Genomic DNA, 14,996 nt, shown 5'->3' with positions numbered 1-14,996 from the left:
CCACGGGAACGCGGCGTGTCGGCGACATCCAGCACATCTACAGCGTGGAGCAAGGAAAGCGTCAAAGACCTTCGAACGCCGGGTGAGGCCACCCGCGGCCGCGCAGCGGACCGCTCGGCCGGCCGACCCGACAGCAGTCGAAAACTGATCCAGGGTCAGATCGTGTCAATTGAGCCGGACGCCGCGGAATCGGCTGGATTCCATGGAGGCAAAACGCTTTTTCGAGGGTCTTCGGAATCCCCCGCTGCCCTTGCTCTGGCAGTCCGCTTGATCGTCTTCGCCTAGCTTCGGTTGCACGGCCGGTGCCACTGGAGCACCGCACGACAAGCGCCCTCACCAGCACCTGGGACACCCCATGCCCCTTGATGAACTACGCCGCACGCGCCCGGATCTGATGGAACCCTTCACGAACGCGCTCCCGGGAGCACGGGCAACCGTGCTGGGCCGGCTGTGGGGCGCCTTCGCACGAGAACCCCTGCCCGGCGTGACCGGGCAGCGCCGCGCGTCCGACGCCCTGGTGGTCGAGCTGCGGCGGGGCGGCTCACTCTCGGCGCCCGCGGCCGGCGCGCGGCCGTTCGCCGAGGTGCCCGACGACTTCGTCGTATCCGGGCCCGACGGGCCGATCAGCGGACCGGCGCAGCTGCTGGCGCAGCTGGGCATGCGCACCCCCGCGGCTCGGCGACTGGCGGCCGAGCTGGACAACAGCGTGGTCAACCTGGCCCTGGCCAGGGCCGCGAACGCGGGCCGGGCGGTCGCACCGCACGACTCGGCGGACGCGGAGCAGACGGTCGTCGACGGCCACCCGCAGCATCCCTGCTGCCGCACGCGTACCGGCATGTCGATCGCCGACGTGCTCGCCTACGCTCCCGAGCACCACCCGGTCGTCCGGTTGGCGCTGCTCCCCGTGCCGGCCGACCGCTGGCAGGGCTCCGGCACCTGGCCACGGCACCTGCGGGACGGCGACACGATCCTGGTTCCGCTGCACCCCTGGCAGCGTGACCACGTACTCGCGCGGCACCCCGGCCTGACCGTCGTCGAGGAGACGATCCCGGCCCGGCCGCTGCTGTCGCTGCGCACCCTGGCACCGCTGGGCACCCTGCCGGGCTGCCACCTCAAGACGGCCCTCGACGTGCAGGTCACCAACTACCGGCGCACCATCTCCCCGGCCGAGGTCGCCGACGGGCCCCCGCTGTCCGACCTCGTCTCGGCCCTCATCGACAAGGCCGGGTACGGCGACAGCCTGCGCATCCTGCGTGAGCTGGGCGGCGGTGCGGTGCGCGTGGACGGACGGCCCTCCGCGAGCCTGGCGGCGATGATCCGGGAGTCGACCGAGTGCTACCTCGGCCCGGGGGAGATCGCGGTTCCGCTCACCGCCGTCCACGCGACGGGAGCGACCATGATCTCGGGAAGTCCGGTGCGCTGGATGACGGACTTCGCCGGACTCGTCCTGCCGCCCGCCTTGACGCTGCTGTCCATGGGGGTGGCACTGGAGGCGCACGGTCAGAACACCCTGGTCGTGCTGCGCGACGGGCGGCCGGTGCGGGTGCTGTACCGGGACCTGGACGGCGTGCGGGTCGGCCCGCGCCGACTGGCCCGGTGCGGTGTCACGCTGCCGCCGCTGCTCGGCACCCGCGCGGGCGACGATCCGGACGCGCTGCGCACCAAGCTGTTCGGCGGCCTGATCAGCGGCGTCTTCAGCGAGCTGGTCGATGTCCTCGGCCGGACGCGCGCGGCCGACCCCCGGGCGCTGTGGGGCGCGGTGGCCGAGGTGGGCCGCCGCGTGTACGCCGGCCTGCCCGGCCACGACGACGCCACGGCGTTCTTCGGCGACACGATGCCGCTGAAGGCGACCATCGCCATGCGCCTGGCCGAGAACCCGGGCAAGGCGCAGTGGACGCCGGTTCCCAACCCACTGGCCCTGTGCCGCTGAATCCGACACCGACCGCTGTCCCACTGGAGTGACCGTATGACCACCGGCACCGCCACCCCGACCGTCACGGCAGCCGCGGGCGAACCGCTGCACACCGCCGACGCCGTCACCGCCCACACGCTGCTCAACTGCCTGATCCGTGAGGTGTCCGCCCCGGAACATCAGGTGACGGTCGACGACGACCACCTTCTGCTACGACTGCCCCGCCGGGGCCTGCTGCTGCGTTCGCGGCTGCGCAGGGTCTCGCTGATCGGAGCGCACCGCTTCCAGGGCCCGGTGCAGCGGCTCGACAACGACGCCTGGGCGACCGTGGACTGGCGGGAGCTGGCCGGCTACATCCAGGACGAACTGGAACTGCGCACAGGTGTCGCCAACGAGGAGTTCCTGGCCCAGGTCGCCGACAGCCGGGAGACGATCCGCACCGCGCTGCAGGAGCGGACGAAGGTCACACCGCACGCGGACCCGTACGTGGCGTCGGAGCAGTCCCTGGTGTTCGGCCATCGTTTCCACCCCACTCCCAAGGCCCGCACCGGCAAACCGGAGGACTGGCTGGCGTACGGCCCGGAGACCGGTGCCCGCTTCCGTCTGCGCTACCTGGCCGTGCGCCGCCACCTCGTGCGCGAGGAGGGTGAACTGCACGAGATGGACGCGCTGTGCCCGGCGGCCGGCCCGGGGTTCGCGGTACTGCCGGTGCACCCCTGGCAGTACCGGCTCCTCCAGGACCACGACCGGCTGCGCGAGGTGATGGCGGCCGGCGATGTCGTCGACACCGGCACGCACGGACCGGAGCTGGTGCCGACCGCATCGGTGCGCACGCTGTACCACCCGGAGACCGACACCTTCCTGAAGTTCAGCCTGAACGTCCGTCTCACCAACTGCGTCCGCAGGCACGCCAGTTACGAACTGTCCGGCGCCGTCTCCCTCAACCGGCTGCTGCAGCCCGTCTTCGCCGAGCTGACCGGCCGCTACCCGGGATGCGCACTCCTGGCAGAGCCGGGCTACCGCACCCTCGACACCGACGGCGAGCTTCTGGAGGGCCTCGGCGTCATCGTCCGCTCCGGTCTGCGCCACCATCTGCGTCCAGGGGTGACCCCCCTGCTCGCCGCCGCGGTGGCGGACGAGTACCCGTCCAGCGCGGCCCACGTCTCCCATCTGCTCGCCCGCGGCGACGGGGACGTACTGGCCTGGTGGGACGCCTACCTGCGACTGCTGCTGCCACCGGTACTGGCCGCCTACTTCGAACACGGCGTCGTACTGGAACCCCACCTCCAGAACGTCGTCGTCGGTGTCGACGCCGACGGCACCCCGGTGCAGGTGCTCTTCCGCGACCTGGAAGGCACCAAGCTCCTGCCCGGGCATCATCAACGCACCCTCGGCGACCTCCCGGACGACGTCCGCGATCCCCTCACCTACGAACCCGAACGCGGCTGGAACCGGGTCGCGTACTGCCTCCTGGTCAACCACACCGCCGAAGTGCTCGGCGCGCTGGCCGACCTCGACCCGACGCTGGAACCCGCTCTGTGGGGCCTGGTCCGCGACCACCTCGACGCCTATGCCCGCACCGCCGCCGAACCGCCACGCCTGCGCGCGCTGCTGTCGGGGGTGCCGCTGCCCGCGAAGGCCAACCTCCTGCTGCGCTGGGTCCGCAAGGCCGACCGGCACGCCACCTACGTCCCCCTGATCAGCCCGCTCGGCGCGGACTTCCCCCGCGAGGTGATCCGGTGAGATCCGCACTGCTCGAACACGTCGGCCGGCTGACCGACGACGACCTGCCCGCCTATGTCTACGACCTCCCGGCGCTGCGTGAGCACGTACACGCCATCCGGACCGCACTGCCGAAACGGGTCGAGTTGCTGTACGCGGCCAAGGCCAACTCCGACCCCCGGATCCTGCGGACGCTGGCCGAGCACGTCGACGGCTTCGAGGTGGCCTCCGGTGGTGAACTGAGCCATGTCCGCGGGCTCGCCCCCGATGCGCCGATCGCCTTCGGAGGCCCCGGCAAGACGCAGAAGGAGCTGGCTCTGGCACTGGACGCCGGAGTGGAGCGGCTGCACATCGAGAGCGAACAGGAACTGCGGCTCGTCACCACCCTGCTGGGCTACCGGACCCTGGACGTCCTGCTGCGCGTCAACCTGCCCGTCGACGTCGGCCGGGTCGCCCTTGTGATGGGCGGGCACCCCAGCCCCTTCGGCATGGACCCCGCCCAACTGGGCCACTGCCTGGCGGTGATCGCCTCCGACCCGCGCATCCGGCTGCGCGGCCTCCACTTCCATCTGGCCGGCGGACTCCGGGCCACCGCCCAACTGGCCCTGATCGACGAGGTCCTGACCTGGGCCGAGGACTGGGCGCGGCACCGCGCCGTCAATCTGACCGAGGTCAACGTCGGAGGCGGGATGGGCGTCGACTACGACCGTCCGCAGCGGAAGTTCGACTGGCGCGCCTTCGGCGCCGGACTGCGCCCGCTCCTGGCCCGCCACCCTCGCCTCACCCTGCGGATCGAACCCGGCCGCTCGGTCACCGCCTACTGCGGCTGGTACGTCACCCAGGTCCTGGACATCAAGTTCAGCCGCGGGCAGGCGTTCGCCGTACTGCGTGGCGGCACCCACCATCTGCGTACCCCGGCCGCGAAACAGCACGACCAGCCCTTCGAGGTGATCCCCGACGACGTCTGGTCACGGCCCTGGGAGCGCCCGGAGGCCCGTGACGAGCCGGTGACACTGGTCGGGCAGCTGTGCACGCCCAAGGACGTCCTGGCCCGCGGGGTCATGGTCGAGCGGCTGCGCGTCGGCGACCGGGTCGCCTTCGCCCTGGCCGGCGCCTACGCCTGGAACATCTCCCACCACGCGTTCCTCATGCACCCCCACCCGAGCTTCCATCACGTGGACGACGTCGAGGTACCGGTCAGCGACGCGTACACCGATCAGCTGTCATGAGCGCGGGCTCCGGCATGCCGGTGACGTCCGTACTCACGGTCCGGAACTTCCGTCGCTACCTGCTCGGGCAGCTGACCTCCAACATCGGCACCTGGATGCAGCGGGCGGCCCAGGACCTGCTCGTCCTCCACCTCACCGGCAACAGCGGCAGCGCGGTCGGTGTCGTGACCGCACTGCAGTTCCTGCCGCAGACCCTGTTCGGCCTGGCCGGAGGAGTCCTCGCCGACCGGTGCCCCAAGCGGCGGCTGCTGCTCCTGACCCAGACGGCCATGGGAGTGCAGTCCCTCCTGCTCGGACTGCTGACCGTCACGGGGTCGGTGAACCTGCCGTCCGTCTACGCCCTTGCCATCGTCCTCGGCACCGCGTCCGCCGTGGACAGCCCCGCCCGCAACGCCTACATCTCCGAACTGGTCGCCGACGAGGGCGTGCCCACCGCGGTCAGTCTGAACGCCGCCCAGTTCAACGTGGCCCGCGTCCTCGGCCCCGCTCTCGCCGGCCTGACCGTCGCCGCCTTCGGCACGGGCCCCGTGTTCCTCGTGAACGCCGTGTCGTACCTGGCCGTCCTCTACGGCCTGATCACCATCCGCACGGACCGGCCGGGCGACCGCAGCCCGTCCCTCCGCGGCCGTGCCCGCCTGCGCGACGCCTTCCACGACATCGCCTCCACCCCGGAGCTGCTCCTGCCGATCTGTCTCATCGCCGTCGTGGGCACCTTCGGCCTCAACTTCCAGGTCACCATCTCGCTCGTGGCCGTCACGGTCTTCCACTCGGGCGCCGCCGCCTTCGGCTACCTCTGCGCCGCCTACGCCATGGGGAGCGTCATCGGCGCCATCCACGGGGCGAGCCGCGGGAAGCCCCCCAGCGTCCGAGGTCTGATCACCACCACGGTCGTCTTCGGGGCGCTGGAGGCCGCGCTGGGCCTGATGCCGGGCTACGGCACATTCCTGGCCCTGCTGCTCCCCACCGGTTTCGCCGCGGTGACCGTGACCACCACCGCCAACGCACTGATCCAGCTCCATGCCGACCCACGCCTGCGCGGTCGTGTCATGTCCGTCTACTTCCTCGTCCTCCTCGGCGGCACCCCTGTCGGCGCCCCCCTGGTCGGCCTGGTGTCGGACGCCTTCGGCGCCCGCTCCGGTCCAATCCTGGGCGGCCTCGTCTCGGCGTCCTGCGCACTCACGCTCCCCGCCTTGATCGGACGGCGCGTCCGACGGCTCCCCCCGCTCACGAGACCGGCCTCCGTGACCGGCTCGGCCGTCACACCGGCCGGACCGGCAGGGGACCGCCATCAGCCGCCGCGGAGCGGATTCGGCAGCGGCAGGTAACGGGCGTCGGCGCCGTCCGCGCCGGTCCAGCGCAGCAGCAGGTTGGTCTTGCCGGGCAGGGTGGGCGAGGTGAGCAGGGCGGCGATCTCGGGGAGGTGGTGGCGGGCGAGTTCGCGGCGGGCGGCGGGCCAGGGGTCGATGCCCCGGTGGTGCTCGGCCAGGGCCGCGGCGATCTCTGTCAGATGGTTGACGACCAGGGTGTACACCAGCCGCTCCCACCCGGCGGCCCGGGAGACGTCCGGCAGCAGCTTGACGCCCTCGGCGTCCCGGAACAGCGCCTGCACGGGCGTGCCGGAGGCGTCCACGGCGATCAGGGAGTTCTGCAGATGCGCCTCCAGGACGACACCGTGGTCCGCGAAGGCCGCCAGGGCCGGTGGCACCACCTGGCGCAGATAGGCCTCCCACCAGGCCTCGGGGTCGGCGGCCGCGGCGAGCGGGTTGCCGTCGAAGCCCTCCGCGAGGCCGGCGGCGAGCAGCGGTGTCGCGCCGGGCAGGACGCGGCCGCGCAGGCCGTCGCGGACGAGGACGGCCAGTTCCTCGAAGGCGAAGCCCGCGGTGCGGTAGCCGCGGTCGCCCAGCCAGGCGGCGGGCGGGCCGATCTCGGCGAAGGCACGGGTCGCGGCCGTGTCGGTGCGGCGCAGTTTCAGCAGGTCGTGGCGCCACAGCCGACGGATGTCATTGGTGATGCGCACATCGAGGCTGAATTTCAGGTGGAGGTCGCGGCGCGGCTCGTACAGGGTGCGGATCGCGGCCGTCGGCCAGGTCTCGAACGCGGTCGTGCCCAGCCGCACCAGTCGGCCGTCCGCGAAGGCGGGGGCGAGCTCCGGGCCGACCAGGTCGAGCTGCCAGGGGTGGGCGGGCAGCAGCCGGTAGCCGGGCGGGGCGGTGCCGAGGGAGTCCAGCGCGGAGGTGTCGCCCTCCTCGACGACGGTGTCCTCGCGCACGCCGAGCAGCACCAGCGGGAAGCGGGCGTGCGCCTCGGGGGCGTACGGCAGCCAGCCCGTGACGGGGCCGCCACCGCGGGCCTTGGGCGCGGGATGGTAGGGATGGCCGGTGATGAGGGACTGCTCGGAGCGCAGATACGGGTCGTCGGGCGCCGTCGCCCCGGCGCGCGCGGTGAGCAGCGCGGCGACCGCGTCGCGGCTGTCGGCCATCTCGATCGGCAGCTCGTCGTTCGACACCCCGGTGTGCCGGCGCAGCTCGTCCGCGACCAGCTTGACCAGATCGGCGTGGCCGAGGGGCTGCCAGACGCCGTCCGCGTGCACCTCGGGCTCCATGGGCCGCCGCTCGCCGCGCACGCGCAGCAGCCGGCCGCCGCCCGGCAGCCGGTGCACCGGCCGCTCCCCGGGCTCCGGGAGCGGCTGGGCCACCTCCCGCAGCAGACAGTTGAGCAGGGGCGCGACCGCGTACGCGTCGGCACGCTGTCCGACCTCGTCGCTGGGGGGCATGGGGTCCACGCGTTCCATTCGTTCTCTCGCAGTCCACACGGCTGCAGTCCACACGGTCCGGCCGCGATCAGTATGTCTGTCGTCGCCGGCAGGCGTTGACCTTCCTGTCCCGTACCCCGAGGAGCCCGTCCGTGCACCGTCCCCCCACCGCCGAGGCGCAGGTCGCCGCCGAGCTGGCCGAGATCCGGCCCGCTCTCGTGCCCCGGTACGCGGCCGAGCTGCCCGGTGCCCGGGCGGCCGTGCTGACCCGTCTGTGGCGGGCGCTCGCGCACGAACCGCTGCCCTGGATCACCCGCCGTGTCCGCGGCCCGCGGGGGCTCGCCCTGTGGCTCTGCGACGGCCGTGCGCTGCACGGGCCGCTCGCTGATCCGTACGCGACCACCGCGTACGTCACCGCCGTGCATCTCGGCGGTGTGCCGTACGACGATCCCGCCCGTCTGATGACGGACCTCGCGGTGCCGAACGCGGCGGGCTTCGCGGCCGAACTCGGGCACAGCGCGGCCTCGTTGGCGCTGTCCCGGGCCGGACACCCGGATCGCCCGAAGGAGTGGCCGACGCGGGACTGGGAGTGGGAGCAGCGGGTGGTCGACGGGCATCCGTTCCACCCCAACTGCCGTTCCCGGCCCGGTTTCTCGGTGGCCGAGCAGCTCGCGTACGGCCCGGAGCACGGGCCCGTGGTGGAGCTGGGGACGGTCCCGGTCCGCCCGGAGGAGTGCCTGCTGACGGGGGCCTGGCCCGAGGACATGCGCGAGGGCGGGCATCTGCTGATCCAGGTGCACCCCTGGCAGGCGGAGCACGTCCTCAAGCTGCCCGTCGACCGCACGCTGCCCGCACACCCCCTGATGTCCCTGCGGACCCTGGCCCTCCCCGACGGGACGCACGTCAAGACCGCGCTGAGCACCCGGCTGACGTCCTCGGTGCGGGACATCTCGGAGTACTCGATCGGCATGTCCGCGGCCCTGTCGTCCTTCGCGGAGGATTTGGCGGCGCGCACGGACGGGCTGCTGCACATCACCCGGACGCTGGGCGCGGTGACGGCCCACTCGCCGGATCTGGCGGCCGTGCTGCGCGAGTCGCCGCAGCGGTTCTCGGCGCCGGGCGAGTACGTGCTGCCGGTGGGCGCCCTGGCCACCACGGACCTGCCGGACTCCCCCGGCTGGCTGGCCGGTTTCACCCGCCTCGCGCTGACGGTCGGTCTGCGGCTGCTCGAACTGGGCGTGGCCCTGGAGGCGCACGGCCAGAACCTCCTCGTGGTGCTGTCCGCGACGGGCGCCCCGCTGCGCCTGGTCTACCGCGATCTGGCCGACATCCGGGTCAGCCCCGCCCGGCTGACCCGCCACGGCATCACTCCGCCCGCTCTGACGGGCCGCGTGGTCACGGACGACGAAACGGCCTTGCGCCGCAAGCTGTTCGGCTCCCTGGTGGCGGGCGCGCTGGCGGGCGCGGCGGGTTCCGGCGCCGTCCTCGCCACGGCCCTGGAGACCGCCGTACGGGATCTGCCGCGCACCCCCGATCTGACGGCTCTGCGCGAAGAGCCGCTGCCCGCCAAGGCGTTGACGCTGATGCGGCTGTCGCCGCGGACTCCCGGCGACCAGTGGTTCGGTCTGCCGAACCCGCTCGTTTTGGAGCCCGACACCTCCGGTCAATAGGATCCGCCGATGATCAGAAGACAACGGCTGGCGGCGGGCGTCTGCGCCCTGCTCGCCACCCTGACGGCCGGGATCGCGTTCCCCGCCGGGGCGGTTGCCGACGAGACGGACCAGGCCGCCGCCCCGAAGGTGGAACTGGTTCTCGACGTCAGCGGTTCCATGCGGACGCGGGACATCGACGGCGGGTCGCGGATGGCCGCGGCGAAGCAGGCGTTCAACGAGGTGCTGGACGCGACGCCCGAGGAGGTCCAGCTCGGCATACGGACGCTGGGCGCCAACTACCGCGGCAACGACCGGAAGACGGGCTGCACGGACACCGCGCAGCTCTATCCGGTCGGCCCGCTGGACCGGACCGAGGCGAAGACCGCGGTGGCCACACTGGCGCCGACCGGCTGGACGCCGATCGGTCCCGCGCTGCAGAAGGCGGCCACCGATCTCGACGGCGGTGACGGCACCCGCCGTATCGTCCTGATCAGCGACGGCGAGGACACCTGCCAGCCGCTGGATCCGTGCGAGGTGGCCCGCGAGATCGCCGCCAAGGGCATCGGGCTGACCATCGACACGCTCGGCCTGGTGCCGGACGCGAAGACCCGTGACCAGCTCAGCTGTATCGCGGACGCGACGGGCGGCACCTACACCGACGTGCGGCACAAGGAGGAACTCAGCGACAAGGTCGGCCAGTTGGTCGACCGGGCGGCCGATCCGGTGGTGACGCCGGTGGCCACGGAGGGCACCACGCAGTGCTCCGGCGCGCCCGCGCTGAAGTCCGGCCTGTACACGGACCGTGAGGAGTTCGGGCAGCAGCGCTGGTACAAGGTGGACGTCAACCCCGGCCAGGAGCTGCGCGCCTCGGTGAGCGTGGCGGACGACCGGGCCGTCGGCCCCGACTACGGGGTGCTGCTGCGGGCGGTCACGGCGCACGGCCGCGAGATCGTGCGCGGCGAGGCCGCGGGCAACGGCCGTACGGACATGATCTCGACGGGTCTGCGCTACCCGAAGCCCGAGAGCGACGACGACACGGCGAGTGCCGAGACGGTGTGTCTCCAGGTCACCAACTCCTTCTCGACGGCGGCCGGCGTGAAGACCACGCCGGGTCTGCCGCTGGAGCTGACCGTCGACGTCGTGGACGGCCCGGACAAGGCGGGCGACGTGGCTTCCTTCGGCCTCGGGCGCGGCTGGTGGCTGCTCGGCGCGCTGGTGCTGACCGGCTTCGTCGCGGGTCTGCTGTGGGGCTGGGTGTCGCGCTGGCGGGTCGCGGTCTGGAGGACCAACTGATGCGAATCACACGTGTGCTGAGCGCCGCCCTGCTGGCCGTCGGGCTGGCCGCGGGTCCGGCCGTAGCCGACTCCTCTCCGTCCCCGAGCGCCTCGGAGGACGGCAAGGCGCCCACTCAGGCGGGTACGTCCTTCCGTACGGCGGCGGAGATCGACCAGGGGCAGCAGGCCACGGCCGGCGCCTCCACCGGCGACTATCTGTACTGGTCGTTCCCGGCCGACGCCGGTCAGCGGCCCACCGTCAAGGCGACGGTGAAGCTGCCCGAGTCGCACTCCGGGCAGACCTGGCAGATGGACGTGTACGACGGTCTGCGCCGCCGCCAGTCCTGCCAGTACGGCGCCCAGAGCCGCACCGCCGCCCAGGGCGCCGCCTCGGTCGAGCTGGCGTGCGTCCTGCGTACCGTGCGCGCCTGGTCGGAGCCGTGGGCCAACGACCCACTGCCCGGCACGTACTACATCCGGCTGACGGTGGTGAACCTCGGCTCCGCCGACCTCGGCCAGCCGGTGAGCGCCGAGGTGCGCGTCGACTCCAAGGACATCGGCGGCTCGGCGGCGGTGGACGGTTCGCTGGCCAAGCCGCTGGTCCCCGGGATCGCGGTCAAGTCCGCGGCGGACGACAGCGGTTCGGACTCGTCGAAGTCGGCCGTGCTGTCCGCCATCGAGCCCGACGACGGCTGGTCCTCCGGCTGGTGGACCGACCGCTGGGTGTGGACCGCGATCGGCGGTGTGCTGGCCGCCCTCGCGGGCATCGGCGGGTACGCGCTGACGCGCGGTACGGGACGGCCCTCACGGGTGCCGCCGGGCGCCTGAGCCGCCCCGGGCCCGCCGCGTCCGCGTGGCGGGCCCTGTCCCTTTCAGGCCGCCCGCAGCTTCAGGCCTCCCGCAGCGCCTTGGCCAGGGTGCCGTCACCGGTCACCGCGATCCGGCCGTCCCGCACCGCGCGCAGTACGCTCAACTCACCGCGGGTGACGGCCGTGCAGGTGGCGGAGTCGAGGACGAGCCGGGCGTCGGGCTCGGCAGGGGCCGGCCCGTCGCCGTACACGGCGCCTTCCTCCGCTCCCAGGTACAGATGGAAGTCCCCTTCCTCCACATGGACTTCGACGATCCCCTCGCCCTCCAGCCCGCGGGTCAGCGGCAGCGCGAACCAGTGCGCCCGTACGGCGTCGGTGGGCCGCCGCTCCCCCAGCTCGGCCTCGCCCCATGTGCCCAGCGCCTGCAGCACGGGCAGCAGCTCGCGTCCGCGCGCGGTGAGTTCGTAGACGTAGGCCGCGCCGGGCGGAGGCAACCGGCGCCGTGTCGCGAGGCCGTCGCGCTCCATGTCCTTCAGCCGTGAGGCGAGTACGTCCGTGCTGACCCCCGGCAGGTCCGCGTGCAGGTCCGTGTAGCGGCGGGGACCGGCGAGCAGCTCCCGGACGATCAGCAGGGTCCAGCGGTCGCCGACCAGGTCGAGCGCGCGGGCTGCGGAACAGTACTGGTCGTAGCTTCGGCGAGGTGACATGCGGCGCAGTCTAGACGTGTTGTTGGACTTTCCAAGCTCGAACTTGGTAAAACCAAGCATCACGAGTTCCTGGAGGGGCGCATGGAGTTCCGGCAGTCGAACAAGCTCAGCGAGGTCTGTTACGAGATCCGCGGCCCGGTGATCGAGCACGCCAACGCGCTGGAGGAGGCGGGCCACAGCGTGCTGCGCCTGAACACCGGCAACCCGGCGCTCTTCGGCTTCGAGGCGCCGGAGGAGATCCTCCAGGACATGATCCGGATGCTCCCGCAGGCGCACGGCTACACGGACTCGCGCGGCATCCTCTCCGCGCGCCGCGCCGTGGCCCAGCGCTACCAGAGCCTGGGCCTGCCGGTCGGCGTCGACGACGTGTTCCTCGGCAACGGCGTCTCCGAGCTGGTGTCGATGGCCGTCCAGGCGCTGGTGGAGGACGGCGACGAAATCCTCATCCCCGCACCGGACTTCCCGCTGTGGACGGCCGTGACGACCCTCGCGGGCGGCAAGGCGGTCCACTATGTGTGCGACGAACAGGCCGACTGGAACCCGGACCTGGACGACATCGCCTCGAAGATCACCGATCGCACCAAGGCCGTCGTCATCATCAACCCGAACAACCCCACCGGGGCGGTCTACCCGAAGGAGATCGTCGAGGGCATCCTCGACCTCGCCCGCCGCCACGGCCTGATGGTCTTCGCCGACGAGATCTACGACCAGATCCTGTACGACGACGCCGTCCACCACTCGGCCGCCGCGCTCGCTCCCGACCTGGTCGTCCTCACCTTCTGCGGGCTGTCGAAGACGTACCGGGTGGCGGGCTTCCGCTCGGGCTGGCTGGTCGTCACCGGTCCCAAGCAGCACGCGAAGGACTATCTGGAGGGCCTGACCATGCTGGCCTCCATGCGCCTGTGCGCCAACGCGCCCGCGCAGTACGCCATCCAGGCCGCGCTCGGCGGGCGTCAGTCCATCCGCGAACTCGCCGCTCCGGGCGGCCGGTTGTACGAGCAGCGGAACGTGGCCTGGGAGAAGCTGAACGAGATCCCGGGCGTGTCCTGCGTCAGACCCAAGGGCGCGCTGTACGCCTTCCCGCGCCTCGACCCCAAGGTGCACAAGATCCACGACGACGAGAAATTCGTCCTCGACCTGCTGCTCCGTGAGAAGATCCAGGTCGTCCAGGGCACCGGCTTCAACTGGCCCGCTCCGGACCACTTCCGCATCCTCACCCTCCCGCACGCGGAGGACCTGGAGGCCGCGATCGGCCGGATCGGACGGTTCCTGAGCGGATACCGGCAGTAACGCCCGACTCGCCCGGCAGCGGGCCCGTCTCCCCGTGCCCGGTGGGCTATCGGCGGATTCGGGCCAGGCCTGACGGCATGCGCCGAGCGACGCCGGGGCCGCCGGTGGCCCAGATCTGCCACTTGGCACCCGTGAGCATCGCCCGCCCTTCACTGACGCGCCCCCGAGAACGACCGTCCGGCCCAGTCCGTCCTGCGCGGCGCCGCGACCGTGTGACACGGTGCTGAGTAGTGGAACAGGAAGGGCAGGGCCGTGGGTGACCTCTTTCTCGTCCGGCACGGTGAGACCGAGTGGTCGCGGGCCGGACGGCACACCGGCTGGACGGACGTACCCCTCACCGAGCACGGGAGGGAGGAGGCGCGCCGGCTGGTGCCGCTGATCCGCTCGCACCACATCGGCGCCACCTTCGTCAGCCCCCTGCAGCGGGCCCGGGAGACCGCCGAACTCATCGGGATCCCCGACGCCCGGGTCGACACCGACCTGCGCGAATGGGACTACGGCGGCTACGAGGGCGTCACCACGGTCGAGATCCAGCGCACCCGGCCCGACTGGTTCCTGTTCACGGACGGGGTCGCGCCGGGCCCGCCCGAGCACCCCGGGGAGACTCCGGAGCAGGTCGGGGAGCGTGCCGACCGGATGCTCGGCAAGGTGGACGCCGCCCTCGCCAACACCGAGGGTGTCGTCCTCCTGGTCGCCCACGGCCACTTCCTGCGCGTCCTCACCGCCCGCCGCCTCGGCCTGCGCCCGCAGCACGGGGCCCTGTTCCAGCTGGCGACGGGCACGCTGTGCCGGCTCGGCACGGAGCACGGGCGGCCGGTGGTGGCGGGGTGGAACGTCCGGCCGCGCACCTGACCCGGACGGCTGCGGCAGCCCGCGACCCCGGCAGGTTGTCAGACCCCGGTCGTACTCTTCGAATGAGCCGTCCACCGGATGGGCCGTCCACCGGAGAGGAGCACGCCGTGACACGACCGCCGAGCGCCGCGCAGCGGCGTGTCATCGATGCCGCCGATCCGGTCACCGGTCTGCTGCGGGGTACGCAGGCGCAGCTAGCGGCGCTGGTGCGGCACGGACTCGCCTTCCGGCACCCGCGTCCGCCGCACGACCACTTCCTGACACCGGCGGGGCATCGCATACGGGAGGCGGTGCCGGCGGCCGCCGCCGAACCGGTGGAGCCGTCACCCGCCGACGGGGTCTTCGCGGCTCGCGTCGGCGATCCGCAGGAGTCGGCGTCCGGCTCCGGCCCGGAGCGGGTGCGGGAGGTGCACAGCGCCTGGCAGGGCCTGCTGGAGCTGCGGCGGATGACCAATCCGGACGGCGCCACGGACCGGCCGTGCGGTTGGGAGCGTACGCATCTGGTGCGGGCCGCCGCGCTCGCCCTGGAGGCAGCCGGGCACCGGCCTGCGGGGCAGGACACCGACGGATACCAGGTCCGCGCGACCCCGCAGCCCGAGGCGGTCGCCGTCTACGCGCCGGACCACGAGTCCCTGAGCGCGTGCGCGGCCACACTGGAGGGCGTCGGCTGGCAGGCGGGTGAGTACACGGAGCCGCGGACGAGGGTGCGTTATCTGCTGGCGTCCCCACGCCGGGTGTGAGCGGCGTGCCAGGATCACCGAGGGACGCCGGGGTGTCCCGGGCCCAGCTCGCCGGCG

General features: G+C 72.5%; 12 protein-coding genes. 10 read left to right on the top strand and 2 right to left on the bottom strand.

The features are described 5' to 3' along the window. Nucleotides 1-394: 394 nt before the first annotated feature. The 4 genes from ACZ4EG_RS06335 to ACZ4EG_RS06320 are packed head-to-tail and all read left to right on the top strand — an operon-like array spanning nucleotide 395 to nucleotide 6,188. Complete coding sequence (locus ACZ4EG_RS06335) at nucleotides 395-1,930, top strand: IucA/IucC family protein (protein ID WP_467789753.1); 1,536 nt, start codon at nucleotides 395-397, stop codon at nucleotides 1,928-1,930. Between the two features lie 36 nt (nucleotides 1,931-1,966). Beyond that, entirely contained in the window at nucleotides 1,967-3,655 is a 1,689-nt protein-coding gene (locus ACZ4EG_RS06330) for an IucA/IucC family protein (RefSeq protein WP_467789752.1), read from the top strand. After that, nucleotides 3,652-4,863: a type III PLP-dependent enzyme gene (locus ACZ4EG_RS06325; RefSeq protein ID WP_467789751.1), complete on the top strand. Its 1,212-nt coding sequence runs from the start codon at nucleotides 3,652-3,654 to the stop codon at nucleotides 4,861-4,863. The genes ACZ4EG_RS06330 and ACZ4EG_RS06325 overlap by 4 nt, the downstream gene beginning before the upstream one ends. Then, on the top strand, nucleotides 4,860-6,188 hold the full coding sequence (locus ACZ4EG_RS06320; RefSeq protein ID WP_467789750.1) for an MFS transporter: 1,329 nt from the start codon (nucleotides 4,860-4,862) through the stop codon (nucleotides 6,186-6,188). Before ACZ4EG_RS06325 ends, ACZ4EG_RS06320 begins: the two co-directional genes overlap by 4 nt. On the opposite strand, the gene ACZ4EG_RS06315 is transcribed toward ACZ4EG_RS06320, so the two are convergent. Next, on the bottom strand, nucleotides 6,152-7,654 hold the full coding sequence (locus tag ACZ4EG_RS06315) for an IucA/IucC family protein (RefSeq protein WP_467789749.1): 1,503 nt from the start codon (nucleotides 7,652-7,654) through the stop codon (nucleotides 6,152-6,154). The genes ACZ4EG_RS06320 and ACZ4EG_RS06315 overlap by 37 nt on opposite strands. 113 nt (nucleotides 7,655-7,767) lie before the next feature. Here ACZ4EG_RS06315 and ACZ4EG_RS06310 point away from each other — a divergent pair, with 113 nt between their 5' ends. The 3 genes from ACZ4EG_RS06310 to ACZ4EG_RS06300 are packed head-to-tail and all read left to right on the top strand — an operon-like array spanning nucleotide 7,768 to nucleotide 11,369. Next, the gene (locus ACZ4EG_RS06310; protein WP_467789748.1) at nucleotides 7,768-9,285 is read left to right on the top strand and encodes an IucA/IucC family protein; all 1,518 of its coding nucleotides are present in this window, start codon (nucleotides 7,768-7,770) and stop codon (nucleotides 9,283-9,285) included. A 9-nt stretch (nucleotides 9,286-9,294) separates the two neighbouring features. Next, on the top strand, nucleotides 9,295-10,560 hold the full coding sequence (locus tag ACZ4EG_RS06305) for a VWA domain-containing protein (protein ID WP_467789747.1): 1,266 nt from the start codon (nucleotides 9,295-9,297) through the stop codon (nucleotides 10,558-10,560). Next, nucleotides 10,560-11,369 carry a hypothetical protein gene (locus ACZ4EG_RS06300; RefSeq protein WP_453557530.1) on the top strand — a complete coding sequence of 270 codons (810 nt, stop codon included), beginning with the start codon at nucleotides 10,560-10,562 and terminating at the stop codon, nucleotides 11,367-11,369. Before ACZ4EG_RS06305 ends, ACZ4EG_RS06300 begins: the two co-directional genes overlap by 1 nt. Before the next feature lie 61 nt (nucleotides 11,370-11,430). Here the strand turns inward: ACZ4EG_RS06300 and ACZ4EG_RS06295 are convergent, their stop codons facing one another. After that, nucleotides 11,431-12,057 (bottom strand): winged helix-turn-helix transcriptional regulator, encoded by a 627-nt coding sequence (locus ACZ4EG_RS06295; protein WP_453557532.1) that lies wholly within the window; start codon nucleotides 12,055-12,057, stop codon nucleotides 11,431-11,433. Between the two features lie 81 nt (nucleotides 12,058-12,138). Between ACZ4EG_RS06295 and ACZ4EG_RS06290 the strand changes: the two genes are divergently transcribed. The 3 genes from ACZ4EG_RS06290 to ACZ4EG_RS06280 all read left to right on the top strand — a co-directional run bounded on the left by ACZ4EG_RS06290 (nucleotide 12,139) and on the right by ACZ4EG_RS06280 (nucleotide 14,939). Continuing rightward, entirely contained in the window at nucleotides 12,139-13,347 is a 1,209-nt protein-coding gene (locus ACZ4EG_RS06290; RefSeq protein ID WP_453557534.1) for a pyridoxal phosphate-dependent aminotransferase, read from the top strand. A 252-nt stretch (nucleotides 13,348-13,599) separates the two neighbouring features. Further along, on the top strand, nucleotides 13,600-14,199 hold the full coding sequence (locus tag ACZ4EG_RS06285) for a histidine phosphatase family protein (protein WP_453557536.1): 600 nt from the start codon (nucleotides 13,600-13,602) through the stop codon (nucleotides 14,197-14,199). 107 nt (nucleotides 14,200-14,306) lie between these two features. Continuing rightward, complete coding sequence (locus tag ACZ4EG_RS06280) at nucleotides 14,307-14,939, top strand: hypothetical protein (RefSeq protein WP_467789746.1); 633 nt, start codon at nucleotides 14,307-14,309, stop codon at nucleotides 14,937-14,939. Nucleotides 14,940-14,996 lie beyond the last annotated feature (57 nt).

The organism is Streptomyces sp. NPDC025638 (assembly GCF_055558775.1).
This window is presented reverse-complemented; position numbering and strand designations above follow the sequence as displayed.